The following is a 19543-nucleotide window of genomic DNA, read 5'->3' as shown; positions in this document are numbered from 1 at the left end:
GCAGGGAGAGCATCACCATGCACCCGCATCACCAGGACAAGGCCACGCTGCTGGAACGGCTGATCTTCAACAACCGCCCCGCGGTCATCGCCCTGTGCCTGCTGGTCAGCATTTTCCTGTTCTGGCAGGCCACGCAGATTCGCCCGTCCACCAGCTTCGAGAAGATGATCCCGCTGCAGCACCCGTTCATCGAGCAGATGATGGAGCACCGCAACGACCTGGCCAACCTCGGCAATACCGTGCGTATCTCGGTGGAAGCGGTGAATGGCGACATCTTCGACAAGGACTACATGGAGACCCTGCGCCAGGTCCATGACGAAGTGTTCTACATCCCCGGTGTCGACCGGGCCGGGCTGAAGTCGCTGTGGAGCCCCAGTGTGCGCTGGAGCGAGGTGACCGAAGAAGGGTTCTCCGGTGGCGAGGTCATACCCAACACCTACAACGGCTCCCAGGACAGCCTCGATACCCTGCGCGACAACGTGCTCAAGTCGGGCCAGGTAGGGCGCCTGGTGGCGAACAACTTCAAGTCCAGCATCGTCGACGTGCCGCTGCTGGAGAGCTACCCCGACCCGCAGGACCCGGGCAGGCAGGTGAAGCTGGACTACCAGCAGTTCTCGCACCAGCTGGAAGAGAAGATCCGCGACAAGTTCCAGGCACAGAACCCCAACGTCAAGGTGCATATCATCGGCTTCGCCAAGAAGGTCGGCGACCTGATCGATGGCCTGGTGATGGTGGCGCTGTTCTTCGGCATCGCCCTGGCCATCACCTGGGTGTTGTTGTACTGGTTCACCTGGTGCATCCGCAGCACCATCGCCGTGCTCATCACCACCCTGGTGGCGGTGGTCTGGCAGCTGGGCCTGATGCATGCGGTGGGCTTCGGCCTGGACCCCTACTCGATGCTGGTGCCGTTCCTGATCTTCGCCATCGGTATTTCCCACGGGGTGCAGAAAATCAACGGCATCGCCCTGCAGTCCAGCGACGCCGACAATGCCCTCACCGCGGCCCGCCGCACCTTCCGCCAGCTGTTCCTGCCGGGGATGATCGCCATCCTCGCCGATGCCGTGGGCTTCATCACCCTGCTGATCATCGACATCGGGGTGATTCGGGAACTGGCCATCGGCGCGTCCATCGGCGTGGCGGTGATCGTGTTCACCAACCTGATCCTGTTGCCGGTGGCCATCTCCTACGTCGGCATCAGCAACAAGGCTGTCGCGCGCAGCAAGCAGGATGCCACCCGCGAGCATCCGTTCTGGCGCCTGCTGTCGAACTTCGCCAGTGCCCGGGTGGCACCGGTGTCGGTGGCGCTGGCGCTGGTCGCCTTTGCCGGTGGCCTGTGGTACAGCCAGAACCTGAAGATCGGCGACCTCGACCAGGGCGCGCCGGAACTGCGCCCCGACTCGCGCTACAACCAGGACAACAACTTCATCATCAGCAACTACTCGACCAGCTCCGATGTGCTGGTGATCATGGTCAAGACCCCGGCGGAACACTGCTCGGTCCACTCGACCATGGCGCCGATCGACGAGCTGATGTGGACCATGCAGAACACCCCGGGGGTGCAATCGGCTATCTCCCTGGTGACCGTGTCCAAACAGGTGATCAAGGGCATGAACGAGGGCAGCCTGAAGTGGGAGACCTTGTCGCGTAACCCGGACATCCTCAACAACTCCATCGCCCGTGCCGATGGCCTGTACAACGGCGACTGTTCGTTGGCACCGGTGCTGGTGTTCCTCAACGACCACAAGGCCGAGACTCTGGAGCGGGTCACTGCCGTAGCCAAGGCCTTTGCCGACAGTCACAACAAGGAAGGCCTGCAGTTCCTGCTGGCGGCGGGCAACGCCGGCATCGAGGCGGCGACCAACGAAGTGATCAAGTCGGCCGAGCTGACCATCCTGATCATGGTGTACATCTGCGTGGCGGTGATGTGCCTGATCACCTTCCGCTCGTTCGCCGCCACCCTGTGCATCGTCCTGCCACTGGTGCTGACCTCGGTGCTGGGCAACGCGCTGATGGCCTACCTGGGCATCGGGGTCAAGGTGGCGACCCTGCCGGTGGTGGCGCTGGGCGTCGGCATCGGCGTGGACTACGGCATCTACATCTACAGCCGCCTGGAGAGTTTCCTGCGCGCGGGGCTGTCGTTGCAGGAAGCCTACTACCAGACCCTGCGCTCGACCGGCAAGGCGGTGCTGTTCACCGGGTTGTGCCTGGCGATTGGTGTGTGCACCTGGATCTTCTCGGCGATCAAGTTCCAGGCGGACATGGGCCTGATGCTGACCTTCATGTTGCTGTGGAACATGTTTGGTGCGCTGTGGCTGCTGCCGGCCTTGGCCAGGTTCCTGATCAAGCCGGAGAAGATGGTGGGCAAGGAAGGGGGCTCGATTTTCGCCCATTGAAGCGCACGGGGCCGCGTTGCGGCCCCATCGCCGGCAACGCAGCCCCAAGGTTATAATGCCGGTTCATTTCAGATTGGTACCGCCATGTCCCCCCTCGCCACCGCCCTGCAGTCCTGCGACATGCTCCTGATCGACGGCCTGCACGCTTTCGATTTCACCGCCGACGCCTCCGGCCTCAGCGTCGAATGCATGGACGGCCGCCAGCTGCGCCGCTGGGTGTTCACCGCCGAACAGGTCGCCGCAGCCGTCGCCATCGGTGACGAATGGCAACTCGACGATGCCAGCGGCGCGCATCGACTAGTCTGTATGAGTGCCTTTCGTGCCCCGGATGATAATGACAATGAACCGGATCTGGACGAGCCTGCTGGCCGCTAGCCTGATGAGCCTGAGCCTCAATGCCCATGCCGCCACCTTGCTGGTGGGCAGTTACACCGACGGTGCCAGCCAGGGCATCTACCGTTATCGCTTTGACAGCAAGACCGGCCACATCGACCCCACGCCGCTGCAAGTGGTGAAAAGCGTCAGCCCCTCGTGGCTGGTGCTCTCGGCCGACCAGCGCCAGCTGTTCGCGGTCAATGAAACCCCAGGCGGCCAGGTCAGCAGTTTCAGCGTCAGTGCCAAGGGCGAGATCAAGCCCCTCAACCAGGTGGCCAGCCAGGGTGACGAGCCGACCCATGCCAGCCTCAGCCGCGACCAGCGTTACCTGTTCGTCGCCAACTATGCGGTCAAGCCCGAGCCCGGCAGCAGCCTGGTGGTGATCCCGGTGGCCAGGGACGGCAAGCTCAAGCCGGTGGTGCAACATGCCCGGCACCAGGCCAGCGGGATCAACCCCGAGCGCCAGGCCAGTGCCCACGTGCATTCGCTGGTGCTGTCAGCGGACGGTCGGCACCTGTACGCCAGCGACCTGGGCGCCGACAAGGTGTTCATCTACCGCTACGACGGCGCCAGCGCCGACCACCCGTTGACGCCGGCGATCCCGGCGTCGGTGGAGCTGCCACCGGGTAGCGGGCCGCGCCACCTGTTGTTCGATGCCAAGGGCCGGCATGCCTACCTGACCTTGGAGATGAGTGCCGAGGTGGTCATGTTCGACGTGCAGGACGGCAACCTGGTCGAACGCCAGCGCCTGCCCCTGACCGAGCGCCAGCAGGCGGCGGCGAAAGCGGCGGGTGGCTTGCACCTGTCGGCGGACGGGCGCTTCCTGTACGTGAGCAACCGTGGCACGAGCAACGAGATCGTCGCCTTCAGCGTGGGCATGCAGGACGGCCAACTGAAGTTTCTGCAGCGGCGCCCGGTGGAGGGTGATCATCCCCGGGAGTTCGCTCTCGACCCGAGTGACAACTTCCTGCTGGTGGCCAACCAGAAGAGCAACCAGATCGTGGTGATACGCCGTGACCCGCGCAGCGGCGAGCTGGGGGAGACGGTGCAGACGCTGAAGCAGGACGCCCCTTCGGACCTGAAGTTCATCGAGTGATATCGATTGGCGTGATAACCGATACTGCCGCAATGAATTTCTGCCGGCGTCCTCGGCGGCGTAAGTTTGACCTAAGGCCCGATCGGGCCAACGTCAAACCACCGCCGTCGAGGTCAGCCCAGATGAACTTCAATCTCTTCCCGGTCATTGCTGCATCCGCCATTTCCGCTTCGGTCGTTCTGCCCACGCATGCCCATGCCGACAGCAGCGGCAAAGCGTCCGCTACCCACAGCTACACCGAGCAGTACCTGCGCCAGAGTGCCCATTTCCATGCGGCATTGAGTGGCAAGCACAACCACTGACTCAAGCCTGATACGGATCCTGTGGGACCGTGCAATGCTGATTATTGTTCATTTGGCCATGACTGACCTGAACAGCTCCGAAGCCAACCACCCCTCCAGCCAGCTCCGCACCCGCGGATAAGCCGCCTCGGCGAACCACTGCGGTTCGACCCCGGCAAACTGGCGCATCAGGGGTAGCAACGCGGCATCGGCAATGCTCGGGTGCGTGGCCAGCAAATAGGGCCTGCCTGCCAGCAGGCCTTCGAGTTCCGCCAGCCAGGCTTCGGCGTGCTGGCGGTAATGCTCGCGGGTATGCTCGGGGTAGCGCTCGGCATACTTGTACAGGTTCACCTGCGCCTTGAACGTGCTGTCGTTGCGCGCAATCAGTGTTTCAGCCTGCTGCGCCGCCGCAGGGTCGGCCTGCAGCCGCCAGTCCTGCGGGTCGTTTTGCGCCAGCGCCCAGTGCATGATGTCCAGGCTCTCTTCCAGCACCTCGGCACCGGTATCCAGCACTGGCACCGTGCCCTTGGGCGACAAGGCCAGCAGCTCTGCCGGCTTGTTCTTCATCGCCACCTCGCGAATCTCCACCTCGCACCCCGCATAGCGCAGGGCCAGGCGCGCGCGCATGGCCCAGGGGCAGCGGCGGAACGAGTAGAGGATCACCCGCACACCTCCACGTCACTCAGGCCGTTGCCCTGGCGGCGCACCTGGATCTGCACTGGGATGCGTTCGTGCATTTCCTGCACGTGGGAAATCACCGCCACCTTGCGGCCCTGGGCTTGCAGGCCGTCGAGGGCATCCATGGCCAGTTGCAGCGACTCGGGGTCGAGGCTGCCGAAGCCCTCATCGATGAACAGCGATTCGATGCGCAGCGTGCTGGAGGCCATCGAGGCCAGGCCCAGGGCCAGGGCCAGCGACACCAGGAAGGTTTCCCCGCCGGACAGCGAGTGCACCGAACGCAGTTCGTCGCCCATTTCGGTGTCGAGTACCAGCAGGCCGAGGGCGCTGCCGCCGCGCTTGAGGCGATAGCGGCGGGCCAGCTGGCGCAGTTGGGCGTTGGCGTGGTGCAGCAGCAGGTCGAGGTTGTAGCCCTGGGCGATCTTGCGGAACACATCGCCCGAGGCCGAGCCGATCAGGGCATTCAGGCGGGCCCAGCGCTGCCATTGCTGGTGGGCCTGCTCGATTTCCGCCGCCAGCGCCTGGTGCGCCTGTTGGCGCCGCTGGTCGTCGGCCTGCTGGGCGCGCAGTTCGGCGCATTGCTGCTCGTGGCTGGCCATGCGTTCGCGCAGTTCGGCCAGGGCCTGCTCCAAGGCATCGGCCGAGGTGTCCACGGTCATTTGCGCGGCATGTTGCTGCAGGCGTTGTTCACGTTCCTGCAGCAGCACGCGGCCCTGTTCGATGGCCTTTTCGGCGCCTTGCAGGCGCTGGCGCAGCTCATTGACCTGCGCGTCCTCCATGCCCAGCAGGCGATCCAGGCCGGCGTCGTCCAGTTCCGGGTGTTCACCGCGCCACTGGACGATCTGGCCCTGCAACTGCTGGCACTCGGCGTCCAGCGCCTGCTGCTGCTGGGTGTTGGCCTTGAGTTCGCTGGCCAGTTGCACGCCTTGGGTACGCAAATCCTGCAGGCGCTGGGCAGTGTCGGCATCGAGGGCGCGGGCCTGCTCCAGCGCGGCATCCATGTGCTGTTGCCAGGCTTCGGCGCTGGCGTGTCCGCCCAGCAGGTCGCCGAGCGAAGCCTGGGCGTGCTGGCGCTGCTCGTCGAGAGCGGCAAGTTTCTGCTGCAGCTGCTGCTGGGTCTGCACGCGAGCCTGTTGTTGGTCGCGCAGCTTGTCCAGCTGGGCCTGGCGGGCTTGCTGTTCTTCCTGTTCGTCCTTGCGCTGCTCCAGTTGTTGCAGGCGTTGGGCGATCTGCTGGTCCAGGGCGAGGAAAGCATTGGCCGGATCGTCGTTCAAGGCCTTGAGGGCCTCTTCGGGCAATACGCCGGCAAGGTCCTCAAGGCCTTGCTGCAACTGCTGCTCGTCGCTGGCCAGGGCCTGGTGCTGTTGCTCAAGTTGGCGCTGGGCCTGCTGTTGCGCCTGCTGGGCGGCCTGCAATTGCTGGTTGAGACGTGCTGCATCTTTTTGCAGGGCGAGCAGGGCGCTCTGGCGTTTCTCGTCCTGGCCGATTTCTTCCTCCAGGCGCCGCAGCTGGCTGTCGAGCCAGGCACTGCGGGCCTTGTCGTCCTGCGGGGCCAGGGCCGGCCACAGGCTGTGCGCCTGCACCTGGGTCACCAGCGGTTGCAGCTGTTCGCCCAGTTGCTGCTGTTGCTGCTGATAATCCTTGAGCTGGGCGTTGACCACGCCCAACTGGGTGCGCAGCTCCACCAGCTTGCTGTTGAGGGTTTCGACCTGCTTCTGCGCGGCCTGTTCCTCGGCCTGGTCATGGCGCCCCAGGCTTTGCAGCAGCGCTTCAGGCTGGTGGAACGGGTGCTCGGCGCTGCCGCACACCGGGCAGGGTTCGCCGTCGCGCAACTGGCCGCGCAACTCTTCGACGCTGGTGTTACGTGCCAGGCGCTGGCGTTCCAGCAACTGGCGGGTGAGGTTGAGCGCTTGCTCGGCGGCCTCCAGCTCGGCCTTGGCGGCGGTGCCTTCGGTAATCAGCTGCTGGCGCTGCTGCATGGCCTGCTGCTGACGCAGGCGCACGGCCTCCAGCTGCTGGCGCAGTTCCAGTTCACGGCCATGCAGGCGTGACAGTTCTTCCACGGCGCGCTGCTGCTTGCGGTTGTCCTGCAGCATGCCACCCAGCAGGTCGATCTGTTCTGCCAGGGCCTGGGGTTCGGCCTTGGCTTCGCGAAACAGCAGCTCGAAGGCATCGCGCTCGGCCTGCAAGTGCGCATTGGCCTGGCTGACCTGGGCCTGCAGGCCGGGCAGCTCTTCACGGCCCTTGGCCAGGCGGCCGCCGATCAGCATCACCTGTTTCAGTTGTGGCAGATAGGCATGCCAGGCGTTGGCCAGGCCTGCCAGGTGCTGGCTGTCGGCGAGCGCGGTATCGATCTGCGCCAGTTGCTGCAAGCTGCGCTGCTGGTTGTCTTCCAGCTGCTGCAGGTGTTGCTGGCCTTCGACGACCTGCTGCTCAGCCTGCTGGCTGGCGCTGCGCTGTGCTGCCAGCTCCTGGTCCAGGCGGGCCAGGTTGTCCTGGGCGACAAAGGCCTGGCGCAGGCGAGGGGCGTTCTCGCTGTGTTGGGCCTGGCTGATGGCAAGCGCCTGGCGCGCGGCGTCCAGCGCCTGTTCGAGTTCGCTGGTGCGCGCTTGCAGCTCGGCTTGCTGCTGCTGTTGCTCGGCGATCTTCGCTGCCACCGGTGCCAGTTGCGCGGTCAGTGTCTGCTGGCGGTGGAACTGGTGACGCTGCGGGGCCAGGCGCTCCAGGCGCACAAGGTCCAGGCGCTGGTCAGCCAGTTGTTGCCAGGCCTGTTCGGCGGCCTGCAGTGCGCTGCCGGCTTCGGCATGCTGGGCCTGCAACTGGCGTTGTTCATTCAGCCAGTTGCGTTGCTGTTCCAGCTGGCGCTCGGCGGCCTGGTCGGCCTTGAACTGCTGCTGTGCCAGCTCCAGCCGCTGGTCGAGTTCGGTGCGGGCTTCGGCGGCCATCGGCAGCAGGTGGCTGGCACGCTCCTTCAGGGCGTTGTGGGCTTCGCCGGCTTCGCGTGCCTTGCTGAAGGCGCGCTGGCCCAGGCGGGTGTAGATGGCGGTGTTGGTGAGTTTTTCCAGCAGCTCGCTGCGTTCTTTGTCGTCGGCCTTGAGGAAGGCGCCGAACTCGCTCTGGGCCAACATCACCGCGCGGGTGAACTGCTCGAAGTTCAGGCCCAGGCGGGCTTCGACCAGTTGTTTGTATTCGTTCTTGCCGCTGGCCAGCACCTGCTCGCTGTCCAGGTCGTAGAAGCTCTGGCGGCTGAGCTGCAGCTTGCCGTTGGCCTTGTCGCGGGCGCGGTTGGCCTCCCAGCGGGCACGGTAGCGGCGGCCGTCGATACCGACGAAGTCGACTTCGGCAAAGCCGCTACCGGTACCCCGGCGCAGCAGGTTGCGCGGGTCGGAGGTGGGAATGTCGCCGTCGGCGTCTGGTACCTTGGCCTCGCGGCCGATGTCGTTCAGCCGCGGTACGCTGCCGAACAGCGCCAGGCACAGGGCGTCGAGCAGGGTACTCTTGCCGGCGCCGGTAGGACCGGTGATGGCGAACAGGCCGGCGCTGGCCAGCGGCTCGGCGGTGAAGTCGATGTCGATCGGGCCGGCCAGCGATGCCAGATTCTTCAGGCGGATGGCGAGAATCTTCATGGCTGTTCCTCTTCCTGCTGCACGTCCTGCAACAGCAGGGCAAAGTCGGCCAGCGCCTGCTCGTCGACCGGGTTGCCGTAGGCCTGCTCCCAGGCGCGGCTGAACAGGTCCTGCGGGGTCATCTGGGCCAGTTCGACGAAGGCCAGGTCATCGTCTTCGGCGTTGTTGCGGCCGGCATATTCGGCACTGATGCGGACCAGGCGCACGGCCTTGCCGTGCAGGGCACCTTCGATCTGCTGGCGCAGGTCGGGTTGCGGTTCGTCGAGGATCACCCGCACTTCCAGCCAGGGCTGGCGGTTGGGGTCTTCGAGCAGGTCGATCACTGGCAGCTCGCCCAGTTGCGCCAGCAGTTCGCCCAGCGGTGCCGGGCCAACCCGTTGCAGGGCCACTGCGCGTGGTACCGGGCGCGGCTCGACGCTGACCAGGCCGCTGCCATCCAGTTCCACTTCCAGCACCTGGTGCGGGTAGTTGATCTCGGCGAACGACAACGGGATCGGCGAGCCGCTGTAGCGAATGCGTTCTTCGCGGTTGACCTTCTGCGGCTTGTGCAGGTGGCCCAGGGCGACATAGCTGATGGCTTTGTCGAACAGCTTGGCCGGCAGCGCTTCGGCGTTGCCGATGATCAGGCTGCGTTCGGAGTCCTCCGACACTGCGCCACCGGCCATATGCGCGTGGCTGATGGCGATCAGCGCCTGGTCTTTCTTGCGCTTCTTCTGCGCAGCGGCGATCAGTTGCTGGTGCACCTGGGTGATGCCTTGCAGGTAGTCATCGCCCAGTTGCGGGCCGGTCACCTCGGCCGGGCGCAGGAAGGGCAGTGCCAGGCACCAGGCAGCGACCTTGCCGCGGCCATTGGTCAGCGGGATCAGCAGGCGCTCGGCGTCCAGCTGGCCTTCGTCCAGCCAGTGCACGCGGCCCAGGGCATGGGTACGCAGGCGACGCATGAGTGCGGCGGGCAACTCGATGCGCGAGCCGGAGTCATGGTTGCCGGCGATCATCACGATGTCCAGCTTGGGCGATTGCTCGTGGGCCTGGACGATGAAATCGTAGAGGCGCTCCTGGGCTTTGACCGGCGGGTTGACCGTGTCGAAGATATCCCCGGCGATCAGCAGCGCATCCGGCTGACGCAGGCGCAGCTGGCCGAGCAGCCATTCGAGGAAGCAGGCGTGTTCGAAATCGCGTTCCTGGCCGTGCAGGCTTTGGCCCAGGTGCCAGTCGGAGGTATGAAACAGACGCATGGATGACCTGTTGGTGTCGAGTCGAGCAAGCGAGGGCTTGGCTTGGGTGATGGGCGTTGCGCAAGCGGGGTATGGTAACCCAAGCGTGGGGGCAACGGTGCTCGGCTGGAGATGTTCGGTGTGGGTGAGATCGTGCGCCGCCCGCGCGGCGCATCGCGAGCTGCGCTCGCTCCTACGTCTGTTTCGGGCCAGTAACGCCTGTGGCAGGCGCGCGCGACCGCCTGGTTCATACCACGTGATATCCCGTCATGCGCCAAGGCGTTCGCGCGCAAATCCCCCAGGAATAATTCGCCCGAAACAAACGTAGGAGCGAGCGCAGCTCGCGATGCGCCGCGCGGGCGGCGCTCGATCTCGCAGGCGCTGAACCTGCCTAGACGAACCCCTGGCAACCCTGCGATCCCGTTTGCGGCGTGAACGGCTGCAGGCAGCAATTACTTGGGATAAAGCGGTGGCAAGCTGCCGTTTTCCCCAGCCGGCAACAACACCTGCTCAGCCGGCGGAATGGTACCGATCGCCCGCCACAGATCCTCACCCTGCCAATACTGCCCGCTCTCGCTGTACAGCGCCCCGTTCAAGCCATCCAGCGCGTCCGACAACGGCACGAACCGGGCGGCCATTTCGGCCAGGGTTTCCGGCTGTTGGCGGGCCCAGGCGTCCAATGCCTGGCGGGTGGCCTGGGGATCGTTGGCCTGGCACGCGCGCTTGAGGTCATCCAGCAAGGTACGCGGGCTCGGCCCGGTCTGCGCGGCGCGCAGCACGGCCGGTTGCGAACGGGCGCGCCACCACAGGGCGAAGCCCAGCACGCTGGTCAGGGCAAACAGCAACGTGGCCAGCTGCCACGGCCACAGCAGGCTGCTGGCGCTGCTGCTGTCGCCCGCCGGGGTGTCGGCGCTCAGTGCCGGGTTGTCCTGCACGTTGAGTGCGCGCGCCGGCAGGCTGCTGTGCTCCAGGTGGTCCTCGCGGGTGTTCCACCAGGCTACTTCCAGTACCGGCAGGGCCAGTGCGCCGCTGTGGGTCGGCACCAGCGCCTCGCGTTCTTCACGGTTGGCGGTCATGCCCCGTTCGCCTATCTCGTTGCGCAGCAGCGGCTGGTCGGGGTAACGGCGCAGCCCGGTGATTTCGGTGGCCGGCAACTGTGGCAGCTGAGTGCTGGACAAGCCTTCGGCACGCAAGGTGATGTTACGGGTCAGCGAGTCGCCAATCTGTACCTGCTGGTCGCCGGGGTCGGGGTTCCAGTGCTCTTCCAGGCTCAGGCTACGGGCCGGTAGCCACGGCACGCCAGCGGGCCACGCCGCCGGAATTGGCCGTACGGCCAGGCGCAATGGCAGCGAGCTGACCTGCACCTGGCGACCGGCCCGGGCCGTGCCGTTGGCGGCCGAGGCAGCGTCGGGGCTGGCGGCAGCGGTGGCAGTGAACGTCAACGACGGTATCTCGAGGGTGCCGCTCTGCTGGGCATAAATGGCATAGCGGGTTTCGATCACGCCATGGCGTACGCCGTTGATTTCCTTTTCATAGGTGCGCGATTCACCCAGCGGTTCGACCTTGGCATTCTCCAGTTGCAGCGGGCTCAGGCTGCTGTCGTCGTACAGTGCCACCGAGTGGTAGATGCGCAGGGTCAGCACGGCCTGGGCCTGGACATAGACATCGGAACTGTCGAGGCTCGCTTCGATGAACACCTGGGAGGCGCTGTCCTGGCGGCTGGCGTCGGCCTGCAGGACTTGCAGTTCGATGGCTTGGCTGTGCGACTGGCCCAGTTGCAGCTCGGGGATGCGCAGGCTGCCACTGCGCCGTGGCAGCAGGGTGATGATCCAGCGGGTGCTGGCGCGGGTTTCGCCATCAAGGCTGTGCAGGCTGTTCAGCTGGCGCGTGCCGCGTACTTCGAAGTCGTTATCCAGCGCGCGCAGGTCGGGCTTGCCAAATTCGGTGACGTCCTGGCTTTCCAGGGTCAGCTCCAGGCTTTCGCCGGCCTCCAGGCGGGTTCGGTCAACACTGGCTCGCAGCAGCGGTTCTGCCTGGGCCAGCACGGCCCACAGCAGGCTGAGTAGAAAGACGCCGAAGCGACTCATTGTGGATTTTCCTGTTGCAATTGCTGTTCATACCAGAATTTGCGCCGCAGCAGCTCGGCCGGGTTGTCGGGAATCTCGCGCAGCCACTGTTCCAGGGCCTGGCGCTGTTCGGCATCAAGGCTGGTTGACACCGGGCGCTGCGGCGGCTGGATCACGCTGTCATCTGCGCCTGCCTGGTTGCCGGAAGCTGCCTGGCTGTTGCCGCTGCCTTCACCGGACTGTTCGCTGCCAGGCTGTTCATCATCGCCGGGGTTGCCTTGGGCCGGGCTGCTGGCCGAGCTGCTGTTGCCTTCGGTTTCGCTGCCGGGCGTGCCCTGGGCGTCGCTGCTGGCCGGTTGCTGGTCGGCCTTGGCCTCCCGCTGTTGCAGCAGTTGCTGCACCAGCGCCTGGTTGTCCAGCGCCGCTTGCAGGTCGGGCTGGCGTTCCAGGGCCTGTTCGTAGGCGTCCAGCGCAGCTTCCAACTCGCCGCTGCGGGCCAACGCATTGCCTCGATTGTAGTGGGCTGCGGCCGTATCGCCCTGGGAAAACGCTTCGGCGGCAGCGGCATAGTCGCCGGCCTGGTACAGGGCCATGCCGCGCCATTGCGGGTCGTGGAAGTGGCGCGCGGCGCTGGCCGGGCGGTTCTGCTCGAGCAGGCGCTGGCCTTGCTGGTCGGGACGCAGCCACAGGTCATTGAAATCGAAGGCGTAGCTGGGTTGTGGCACGGCCAATAGCAATGGCAGGCAGAACAGCCAGCCGCGTCGGCCGGCACAGGCGGCCAGCAGCAACAGCGGCAGCAACAGCCAATAACCCTGGTCGGCCCAGCTGTCCAGTTGCAAGGTCTGGCCGTCACTGCGCCCGGCACGCGGGCTGTCGAACAGGCCCAGGCCGCGCAGGTCCAGGTCGTCGATCCGGGCATGCCGGTAGCGCCCGCCGGTGCCGCTGATGAAGCCCTTGAGGCTGGCGCTGTCCAACCGTGGCAAGAGGATGCCGCCCTGGTCGTCCTTGAGGTATTCGCCGTTGGCCTGGCGCACTGGCGCACCTTCGCGGCTGCCGATGCCCAGCATCAGCAGGCTCGGGCCCTGGCGGCCAAGGGCCTGGGCGATACCCTGGCGCTCCGGGGCACTTAGCGAAGAACCGATCAGCAGCAGGCGGCCCTGGCCCAGGCCGCTCTGGGCCAGCAGGGCAAGGCCTTTCTGCACGGCGAGATCGGCGCGCTGGCCGGGTTTGGGCATGATCGACGGATCGATCGCCTCCAGCAGGTTGCGGGTGGTCGCCAGGTCGTCGGAGAGCGGCACCAGGGTGTGCGCCGAGCCGGCGTAAACCACCAGTGCAGTCTGGCTGTCGCGGCGGTGCTCCAGCACATCGAGGATCTTGCGCCGGGCCTGTTCCAGGCGGTTGGGTGGGCTGTCCTCGGCGAGCATCTGCGGGGTCAGTTCAAGCAGGATCACCAGCGGGTCGGCCGGGCGCTGGCGGCTTTCCTCCACGCGCTGCCAGCTGGGCCCGAGCAGGGCCAGGACCACCAGCGCCCAGGCCAGGCCCAGTGCCACCCACGGCAGCTTGCTGGTGCTGCCACTGCCACCGCCGAGCAGCACGCCATGAAACGCTGGCGGCAGGATCATCTGCCAGCGCCCGGCGCGCTTGCGCCGGTGCCATAGCTTGTACAGCAGCCAGCCAAGCAGGGGCACAGCCAGCAGCCATAACGGGCGCAACCATTCAGGCCACAGTTCGGTCATCGCCGCCTCCTCAGGCGCAGGCGCTTCAGGCGCTGGCGCCACTCCGGGTGCGGCTGCAGGAAGCGCGGTTTACGCAGCACGCGCTGCAGCAGGTTGTCGGGCCATTGCACGGCGACCACCAGCAGCACGCTCAACAGCAGCGCCAGGGCCAGCGGCCAGGCGTAAAGGGCCTTGGCGGTGCGCGACTGGGTCGGCTGCTGGGCTACCGGTTCAAGTTGGTCAAGGGTGTCGCCAATGGCGTCCAGCTCGGCGCCGTCATGCGCGCGGAAGTAGCTGCCGTGGGTGATCTCGGCAATTTCCTTGAGCGAGGCTTCGTCCAGGTCCAGGCTCGGGTTGAGGCCGAGCAGGCCTGGGGTGCCACTGGCTTCGGGGTTGGCGCCGATGCCGATGGTGTAGATGCGCACGCCTTCCTGCGCGGCCAGGCGGGCGGCGGTCAGTGGGTGGATCTGCCCGCCGTTGTTGGCGCCGTCGGTGATCAGCACCAGCACCCGGCTTTGTGCCGGGCGCTGGCGCAGGCGCTTGACCGCCAGGCCAATGGCGTCGCCGATCGCCGTGTTCTTGCCGGCGATGCCGATCTGGGCTTCGTCGAGGAAGGTCCGTACGGTGCGCCGGTCGAAGGTGAGCGGGGCTTGCAGGTAGGCCTGGCTGCCGAACAGGATCAGGCCCACGCGGTCGCCTTCGCGGTCCTGCAGAAAGTCGCCGAGCAGCGCCTTGACCAGGTCGAGGCGGCTGATCTCTTCGTTCTGCCATTGCATGTCGGGGAAATCCATCGACCCGGACACGTCCACCGCCACCAGCAGGTCACGACCGCTGGCGGCCACCGGAACCGGGTCGCCCAGCCACTGCGGGCGTGCGGCGGCACACAACAGCAACAGCCAGATGACGACAAACGGTGCCTGCTGGCGCCAGGTCGGCAGGTTCAGCCGCGCGCGGCGCCCGGCCAGGCTTTCCAGTTCGTCGAGGAAGCCTACCTTGAGCACCGGCTCGCCGCTGTCGGCGGCCGGCAGCACCAGACGGGCCAGCCACGGCAACGGCAACAGGGCGAAGACCCACGGCCAGGCCAGTTCAAACATGCTTGCGAATCCAGGTTTCGACGGCTTGACTGAGCCCGGCGATGGCTTTGTCGTCGAGCTTGCACTCGGGTTTGTAGGCGCCTTCGACCAGCACCATCCAGCGGGTCAGGCCGGCGGCCGGGCAGCGGTTGTCGAGAAACGCCAGCCACTGGCGGCCATTGAGGGTATGGCTGTTGGCCCCCGGGTAGTGGATGCGGCACAGGCGCTTGAGCAATGCGTTGATCTGTTGCAGCCAGGCACCAGCGGGGGCGCCGTCATAGGGGCGCGGCAGGCGGGCCAGCTCGGCCAGTGCCTCTACCCGCACCGGGTCCAGTGGTTGCTCGGCGCGCACGATGCGGCGTTTGCCCGGGCGCCAGCGGCGTACCCGCCACAGGCCCCAGGCCAGCAGCGGCAGCACGGCCAGCAACACCCACCAGCCAGGGGCCGGCGGCCACAGGCCGACCGGCGCCGGGGCGATCAGCGGTTGCAGTTGGTCAAGCGGGTTCATTGGCCACTGCTCTTCATGACGCGCTCCGTGGCCGCTGGGCATTCAGGTATTCGCGCAGTTGCTCGATCATTTCGCTCTGGGTGCTCAGTGGCATCAGCAGCACGCGCAGCTTCTGCGCCATCAGCTCCCAGCGCTCGATGCGCGCCTCGGCCTGCTGGCGGTACGCCTGGCGCAGGTTGGCGTCGAGGGTGTCGAGCTCCAGTTGCGCACTGCGCTGGGCAAAACGCAACAGGCCGGCGGCGGGCAGGGCGTGGTCGAGCGGGTCGGATACTGGCATCAGCAGCAGGTCGCAATGGCGCGAGAGCATGGCCAGGTGCTGTTCCACCTGGGCGGTGAGCGAGCGTTCGTCGCAGATGATGATGGCCAGGCTGCCGGGGCGCAGCACTTCGCGGGCGCGGCGCAGGGCCAGGCCCAGGCTGTCTGTGCCTGGGGTGGCCTCGGTGTGCAGCGCCTGGTTGACCTTGGCCAGGCGGTTGAGCAACTGCAGCAGGCTCTGCTTGCTGCGTCGCGGCTTGATTTCGTGGTGTTCGTTGTCGCCGAACACCAGCCCGCCGATGCGGTCGTTGTGGCCCAGCGCGGCCCAGCCGAACAGCGCTGCAGCCTGGGCGGCCAGCACCGACTTGAACATCAGCCCCGAGCCGAAGAACAGCCGTTGGCTCTGCTCGACGAGGATGAAGATCGGCCGTTCGCGTTCTTCGTGGAACAGCTTGGTGTGCGGTTCCTGGGTGCGCGCGGTGACCCGCCAGTCGATGTTGCGCACATCGTCGCCGGCCTGGTACACGCGCACCTGATCGAAGTCCACGCCGCGCCCGCGCAGCTTGGAATGGTGCAGGCCCACCAGCGGGCTGCGCTGGCCGGGCCGGGAAAACAGCTGGATTTCACGCACGCGGTGGCGCATGTCGATCAGCTCGGCAAGGCCGATACGGATGCCGGGTTCGGCCAGCGAAGCGGTGGGCATGGGCTCAGGCAACGGCGACGACGTCGAGGATACGCTGGACCACGCGGTCCTGGTCGATCCCGGCGGCCTCGGCCTCGAACGAGAGGATGATGCGGTGGCGCAGTACGTCGAACAGCACCGCCTGGATGTCCTCGGGGCTGACGAAGTCGCGCCCGGCCAGCCAGGCATGCGCGCGCGCGCAGCGGTCCAGCGAAATGGAACCGCGTGGGCTGGCTCCGTAGGCGATCCAGTCGGCCAGCTCGGTGTCGAACTTGGCCGGGGTGCGGGTGGCCATTACCAGCTGCACCAGGTATTCCTCCACCGCGTCGGCCATGTACAGGCCGAGGATTTCCTTGCGGGCGGCAAAAATCGCCTGCTGGCTGACCCGGCGCTCGGGCTTGGTCTCGCCACCCAGGGCTTCACCTCGGGCCTGCAACAGGATGCGCCGTTCTACCGCGGCGTCGGGGAAGCCGATTTTCACGTGCATCAGGAAGCGGTCAAGCTGGGCTTCGGGCAGCGGATAGGTACCTTCCTGCTCGATCGGGTTCTGCGTGGCCATGACCAGGAACAACGGCGACAGGTCGTAGGTGCTGCGGCCCACGCTGACCTGGCGCTCGGCCATGGCTTCGAGCAGCGCCGACTGCACCTTGGCTGGGGCGCGGTTGATTTCGTCGGCCAGCACCAGGTTGTGGAAGATCGGCCCTTGCTGGAACACGAAGCTGCCGGTTTCCGGGCGGTAGATCTCGGTGCCGGTAATATCGGCCGGGAGCAGGTCGGGGGTGAACTGGATGCGATGGAACTGCGCCTCGATGCCTTCGGCGAGCTCTTTGATGGCCTTGGTCTTGGCCAGGCCCGGCGCGCCCTCGACCAGCATGTGGCCATCGGCCAGGAGCACGATCAGCAGTCGCTCGACCAGTTTTTCCTGGCCCAGGATCTGGGAAGAAAGAAAAGTGCGCAGCGCGATCAGCGCTTCACGGTGTTCCATCGGCGACGGTTCCTGGTGTGGGGCCGCAGGCAACTGAAAGCAGCTGCCCTGGCAAGGGCTGATACTTTAATCCATCCGGGGGGGTGGCGACCAATGGCGGCAGGGAAATTTATCCTTGCCGGGGGCCATGCACGTCCGGAATTTTCCGGATCATGGCTGGCCATTGGCTGATGTTCCGCCGCAGCGTGCTCGCGCTTGCTTGTGCTTCTTCAGCAAGCAGGAAGCACGATGATGGTACTGAACAGCTGTAACAATGAATGCATGTCCCCGGTAGCCCTGCGGTTTGGGGTGTTCTTCGATGGTACCGGTAACAACCAGAACAATGTGGCGCAGGTGGAGGCGTTGGAGAGCTTGGGGGCCAGTTATGCCAATGCACTGAGCAATGTGGCCCTGTTGCATGCGCTGTACCCGGCGCAGGGGAGCGATGGTCGCATGGCGTTTCTGAAACGTTATGTCGAAGGCGTGGGTACCCTGGCGGGCGAGGCGGACCAGATGTACGCGTTTGCCACCGGGAGTGGCGCGACGGGGGTGGAGGCGCGGGTAGCCGAGGCGCTGGCCGATGTGGCCGAGCAACTGCGTGGCTGGTGCCAGGCGCATCCACAGGCCAGGCCGGAGCGCGTCGAGTTCGATCTGTTCGGCTTCAGTCGGGGGGCAGCGGCAGCCCGGCATCTGGCCAACCTGCTGCACGACAGCGGAGAACGGCTGATGCCGGTGCCCTGTCGGGTGGTGATCAATTTCATCGGCTTGTTCGACACCGTGGCGGGGATCGTCGCGCCGTTGCAGGGCGACTTCGATCCGGCGGATGACCGCTACGCGAGCTTGCGCCTGGGGCTGGGGCCAGGCATTGCCCGGCAAACGGTGCAATTGGTGGCGCGGGACGAGCAGCGGCACAACTACCCGCTGGTGTGCAGTGGCCATGACATTGTGCTACCGGGCGTGCACTCGAACATCGGCGGTGGTTATCCGGAGACCATGCAGGAGCAGGTACTGCTGTGCAAACCGCAATCACAGCGCGTGCCGTGGGATGTGCGCGCCGAGCAGACAGGCGTATATGCCACGATGAACGCCTTGCTGGCTTCGATGGCGGAGGCACGTGGGAGCCAGGTGCTGGCCTGGGAGGTGCCGGTTGCTGGCGACCGGCTGGATGGGGCGCAAAAGCAGGTGTATGCGGCGGTATACCGTGAACGGCAGGTGGCGGGGCAGCTATCTCGGGTATACCTGAGCATCATGCGCGAACTGGCGGTGCGGGCGGGGGTGCCGTTGGCGCCATTGGGCGGGCAGACCGAGCATCGGTTGCCGGAGGAGTTGCTGGAGATCAGCCGCAAGTTGCATGCCTTTGCCATGGGCGACCGGCAACAGCCGGGGTTGACGGTGGAGGAGGAGCAGCTGTTGCGTCACAGGTACATACATGCGTCGGCGAACTGGAATGCGCTGAAGGGGTTGCATGGCAGTGTGCTGGATGTGTTGTTCGTCAATCGGCCCGGGGTGGGCGGGCGAGTAGCGCATCCCAACCCGGTCGCATGAGACTGCAGGAGTGGGTTTGCCTGCCACCGCCTGCGCCGTTGTTCGCGGGTGATCCCGCTCCCACTGTCAAGGCGCGCCAAACAGCATCGTCCAGTAAACCCCGTCATCGCTCCGCGAATTTTCCGCCACGGCGGCCCCCACCTGGGTGAACATCGGGTTCATCAGGTTGGCGCAATGCCCCGGGCTGGCCAGCCAGCCTGCCATCGCCTTGCTCGCTGAGCCCTGCCCGGCGGCGATGTTCTCGCCGATCTGGCGCCCCCGGTAGCCGGCATCCCGCGCCCGGTCTGCCGGCAGGTCACCGTCGAGGTCGCGGTGGGCGAAGAAGTTTTCGTTGGCCATCGCCCGGCTATGGCGCTGTGCAGCCGCGCCCAGGGCAGTGTTCCAGGTCAACGGGCGTGCGGCGGCGAAGCGCTGGCGCCCGCACAGGCGCGGCTTGGCCCGGGCAGCGTTGACCTGGGCCAGCAACGCCTGGCCAGTGCTGCGCCGGTCGCCGAGACGCGCATCCAGCAAGGGGCGCGCCAGCACCACCTGCCACTCATTGCGGGCCCGCCGCACGCCAATGTCGGCATACTGGCTATCGAGCAACGCAGCGCAGTAGTCGCTGCGCAGCATGTCGAAGGCCTCCTCGGCATCGTGCGCACCAACCAGGCGGATAGCCCGCACCTTCACTGCCTGATAGCCAACCGCCTTCAAGCCGTCGCGCAAGCCACCACCGTAGCCGATCGGCAGCGCCAGGTTTGCCTTCATCGCCAGCGGCGTCGAGACCCGAACCAGGCGCCGCTCGCAGCGCTGTGGCTGGGCGCGGTAGTCGTTGATCGCGGCCACCAGCTGGCGTTCCCCGCTGGCATGGGCGGGGTTGGTCAACAGCGGCAGGAGCGGCAACAGGCAGAGCGAGACAAGGCGGGAGCAGCGGGCAGCTTGGCGCATGGGGCAGACAGCTCGGCAGAGGGGGGGCAGTGAGGCCGATAAAAAAGGCCCCGGCTATGACTGCGCCACCCGACACTGGTTCACGAGCAAGCAGTACATTTCTACCTGCCGAGAAACTGCCAGGCGGTAGCACTACAAGCGCCAG

Annotated in this window: 15 protein-coding genes; 5 read left to right on the top strand and 10 right to left on the bottom strand. The window is 66.2% G+C overall.

From position 1 onward, the window contains the following. Window positions 1-17: 17 nt before the first annotated feature. The 4 genes from HU760_RS17530 (at window position 18) to HU760_RS17515 (ending at window position 4166) form a co-directional block, all read left to right on the top strand. Entirely contained in the window at window positions 18-2393 is a 2376-nt protein-coding gene (locus tag HU760_RS17530) for an efflux RND transporter permease subunit (protein ID WP_186679549.1), read from the top strand. 84 nt (window positions 2394-2477) lie between these two features. Beyond that, a complete protein-coding gene (locus HU760_RS17525) occupies window positions 2478-2768 on the top strand; it encodes a DUF5629 family protein (RefSeq protein WP_186679458.1) in 291 nt (96 codons plus the stop codon). Further along, the gene (locus HU760_RS17520) at window positions 2734-3864 is read left to right on the top strand and encodes a lactonase family protein (protein WP_202883416.1); all 1131 of its coding nucleotides are present in this window, start codon (window positions 2734-2736) and stop codon (window positions 3862-3864) included. The genes HU760_RS17525 and HU760_RS17520 overlap by 35 nt, the downstream gene beginning before the upstream one ends. 122 nt (window positions 3865-3986) lie before the next feature. Further along, the gene (locus HU760_RS17515; protein ID WP_186679456.1) at window positions 3987-4166 is read left to right on the top strand and encodes a hypothetical protein; all 180 of its coding nucleotides are present in this window, start codon (window positions 3987-3989) and stop codon (window positions 4164-4166) included. Window positions 4167-4214: 48 nt separating this feature from the next. Here the strand turns inward: HU760_RS17515 and HU760_RS17510 are convergent, their stop codons facing one another. The 9 genes from HU760_RS17510 to HU760_RS17470 all read right to left on the bottom strand — a co-directional run bounded on the left by HU760_RS17510 (window position 4215) and on the right by HU760_RS17470 (window position 16947). Continuing rightward, on the bottom strand, window positions 4215-4808 hold the full coding sequence (locus HU760_RS17510) for a glutathione S-transferase (RefSeq protein WP_186679454.1): 594 nt from the start codon (window positions 4806-4808) through the stop codon (window positions 4215-4217). Next, window positions 4805-8449: an AAA family ATPase gene (locus HU760_RS17505; RefSeq protein ID WP_186679452.1), complete on the bottom strand. Its 3645-nt coding sequence runs from the start codon at window positions 8447-8449 to the stop codon at window positions 4805-4807. The genes HU760_RS17510 and HU760_RS17505 overlap by 4 nt, the downstream gene beginning before the upstream one ends. Beyond that, the gene (locus HU760_RS17500) at window positions 8446-9684 is read right to left on the bottom strand and encodes an exonuclease SbcCD subunit D C-terminal domain-containing protein (protein WP_186679450.1); all 1239 of its coding nucleotides are present in this window, start codon (window positions 9682-9684) and stop codon (window positions 8446-8448) included. Before HU760_RS17500 ends, HU760_RS17505 begins: the two co-directional genes overlap by 4 nt. 431 nt (window positions 9685-10115) lie before the next feature. After that, window positions 10116-11750, bottom strand: coding sequence for a BatD family protein (locus HU760_RS17495; RefSeq protein ID WP_186679448.1), 1635 nt, complete (start codon window positions 11748-11750; stop codon window positions 10116-10118). Continuing rightward, entirely contained in the window at window positions 11747-13465 is a 1719-nt protein-coding gene (locus HU760_RS17490) for a tetratricopeptide repeat protein (protein WP_186679445.1), read from the bottom strand. Before HU760_RS17490 ends, HU760_RS17495 begins: the two co-directional genes overlap by 4 nt. Then, entirely contained in the window at window positions 13462-14538 is a 1077-nt protein-coding gene (locus HU760_RS17485; RefSeq protein WP_186679432.1) for a vWA domain-containing protein, read from the bottom strand. The genes HU760_RS17490 and HU760_RS17485 overlap by 4 nt, the downstream gene beginning before the upstream one ends. After that, the gene (locus tag HU760_RS17480; protein WP_186679430.1) at window positions 14531-15025 is read right to left on the bottom strand and encodes a DUF4381 domain-containing protein; all 495 of its coding nucleotides are present in this window, start codon (window positions 15023-15025) and stop codon (window positions 14531-14533) included. The genes HU760_RS17485 and HU760_RS17480 overlap by 8 nt, the downstream gene beginning before the upstream one ends. Before the next feature lie 13 nt (window positions 15026-15038). After that, the gene (locus tag HU760_RS17475) at window positions 15039-15983 is read right to left on the bottom strand and encodes a DUF58 domain-containing protein (protein WP_170029014.1); all 945 of its coding nucleotides are present in this window, start codon (window positions 15981-15983) and stop codon (window positions 15039-15041) included. A gap of 4 nt (window positions 15984-15987) precedes the next feature. Further along, on the bottom strand, window positions 15988-16947 hold the full coding sequence (locus HU760_RS17470) for an AAA family ATPase (RefSeq protein WP_186679428.1): 960 nt from the start codon (window positions 16945-16947) through the stop codon (window positions 15988-15990). Window positions 16948-17175: 228 nt separating this feature from the next. Here HU760_RS17470 and HU760_RS17465 point away from each other — a divergent pair, with 228 nt between their 5' ends. After that, window positions 17176-18471, top strand: a complete 1296-nt coding sequence (locus HU760_RS17465; RefSeq protein WP_186679426.1) for a phospholipase effector Tle1 domain-containing protein — start codon at window positions 17176-17178, stop codon at window positions 18469-18471. A gap of 66 nt (window positions 18472-18537) precedes the next feature. On the opposite strand, the gene HU760_RS17460 is transcribed toward HU760_RS17465, so the two are convergent. Then, a complete protein-coding gene (locus HU760_RS17460; protein WP_186679424.1) occupies window positions 18538-19398 on the bottom strand; it encodes a CAP domain-containing protein in 861 nt (286 codons plus the stop codon). Window positions 19399-19543 lie beyond the last annotated feature (145 nt).

The sequence above is a fragment of the Pseudomonas oryzicola genome, from assembly GCF_014269185.2.
Taxonomy (GTDB): domain Bacteria; phylum Pseudomonadota; class Gammaproteobacteria; order Pseudomonadales; family Pseudomonadaceae; genus Aquipseudomonas; species Aquipseudomonas oryzicola.
The sequence above is the reverse complement of the archived record's forward strand: the minus strand, read 5'-3'. Positions and strand labels throughout refer to the sequence as shown.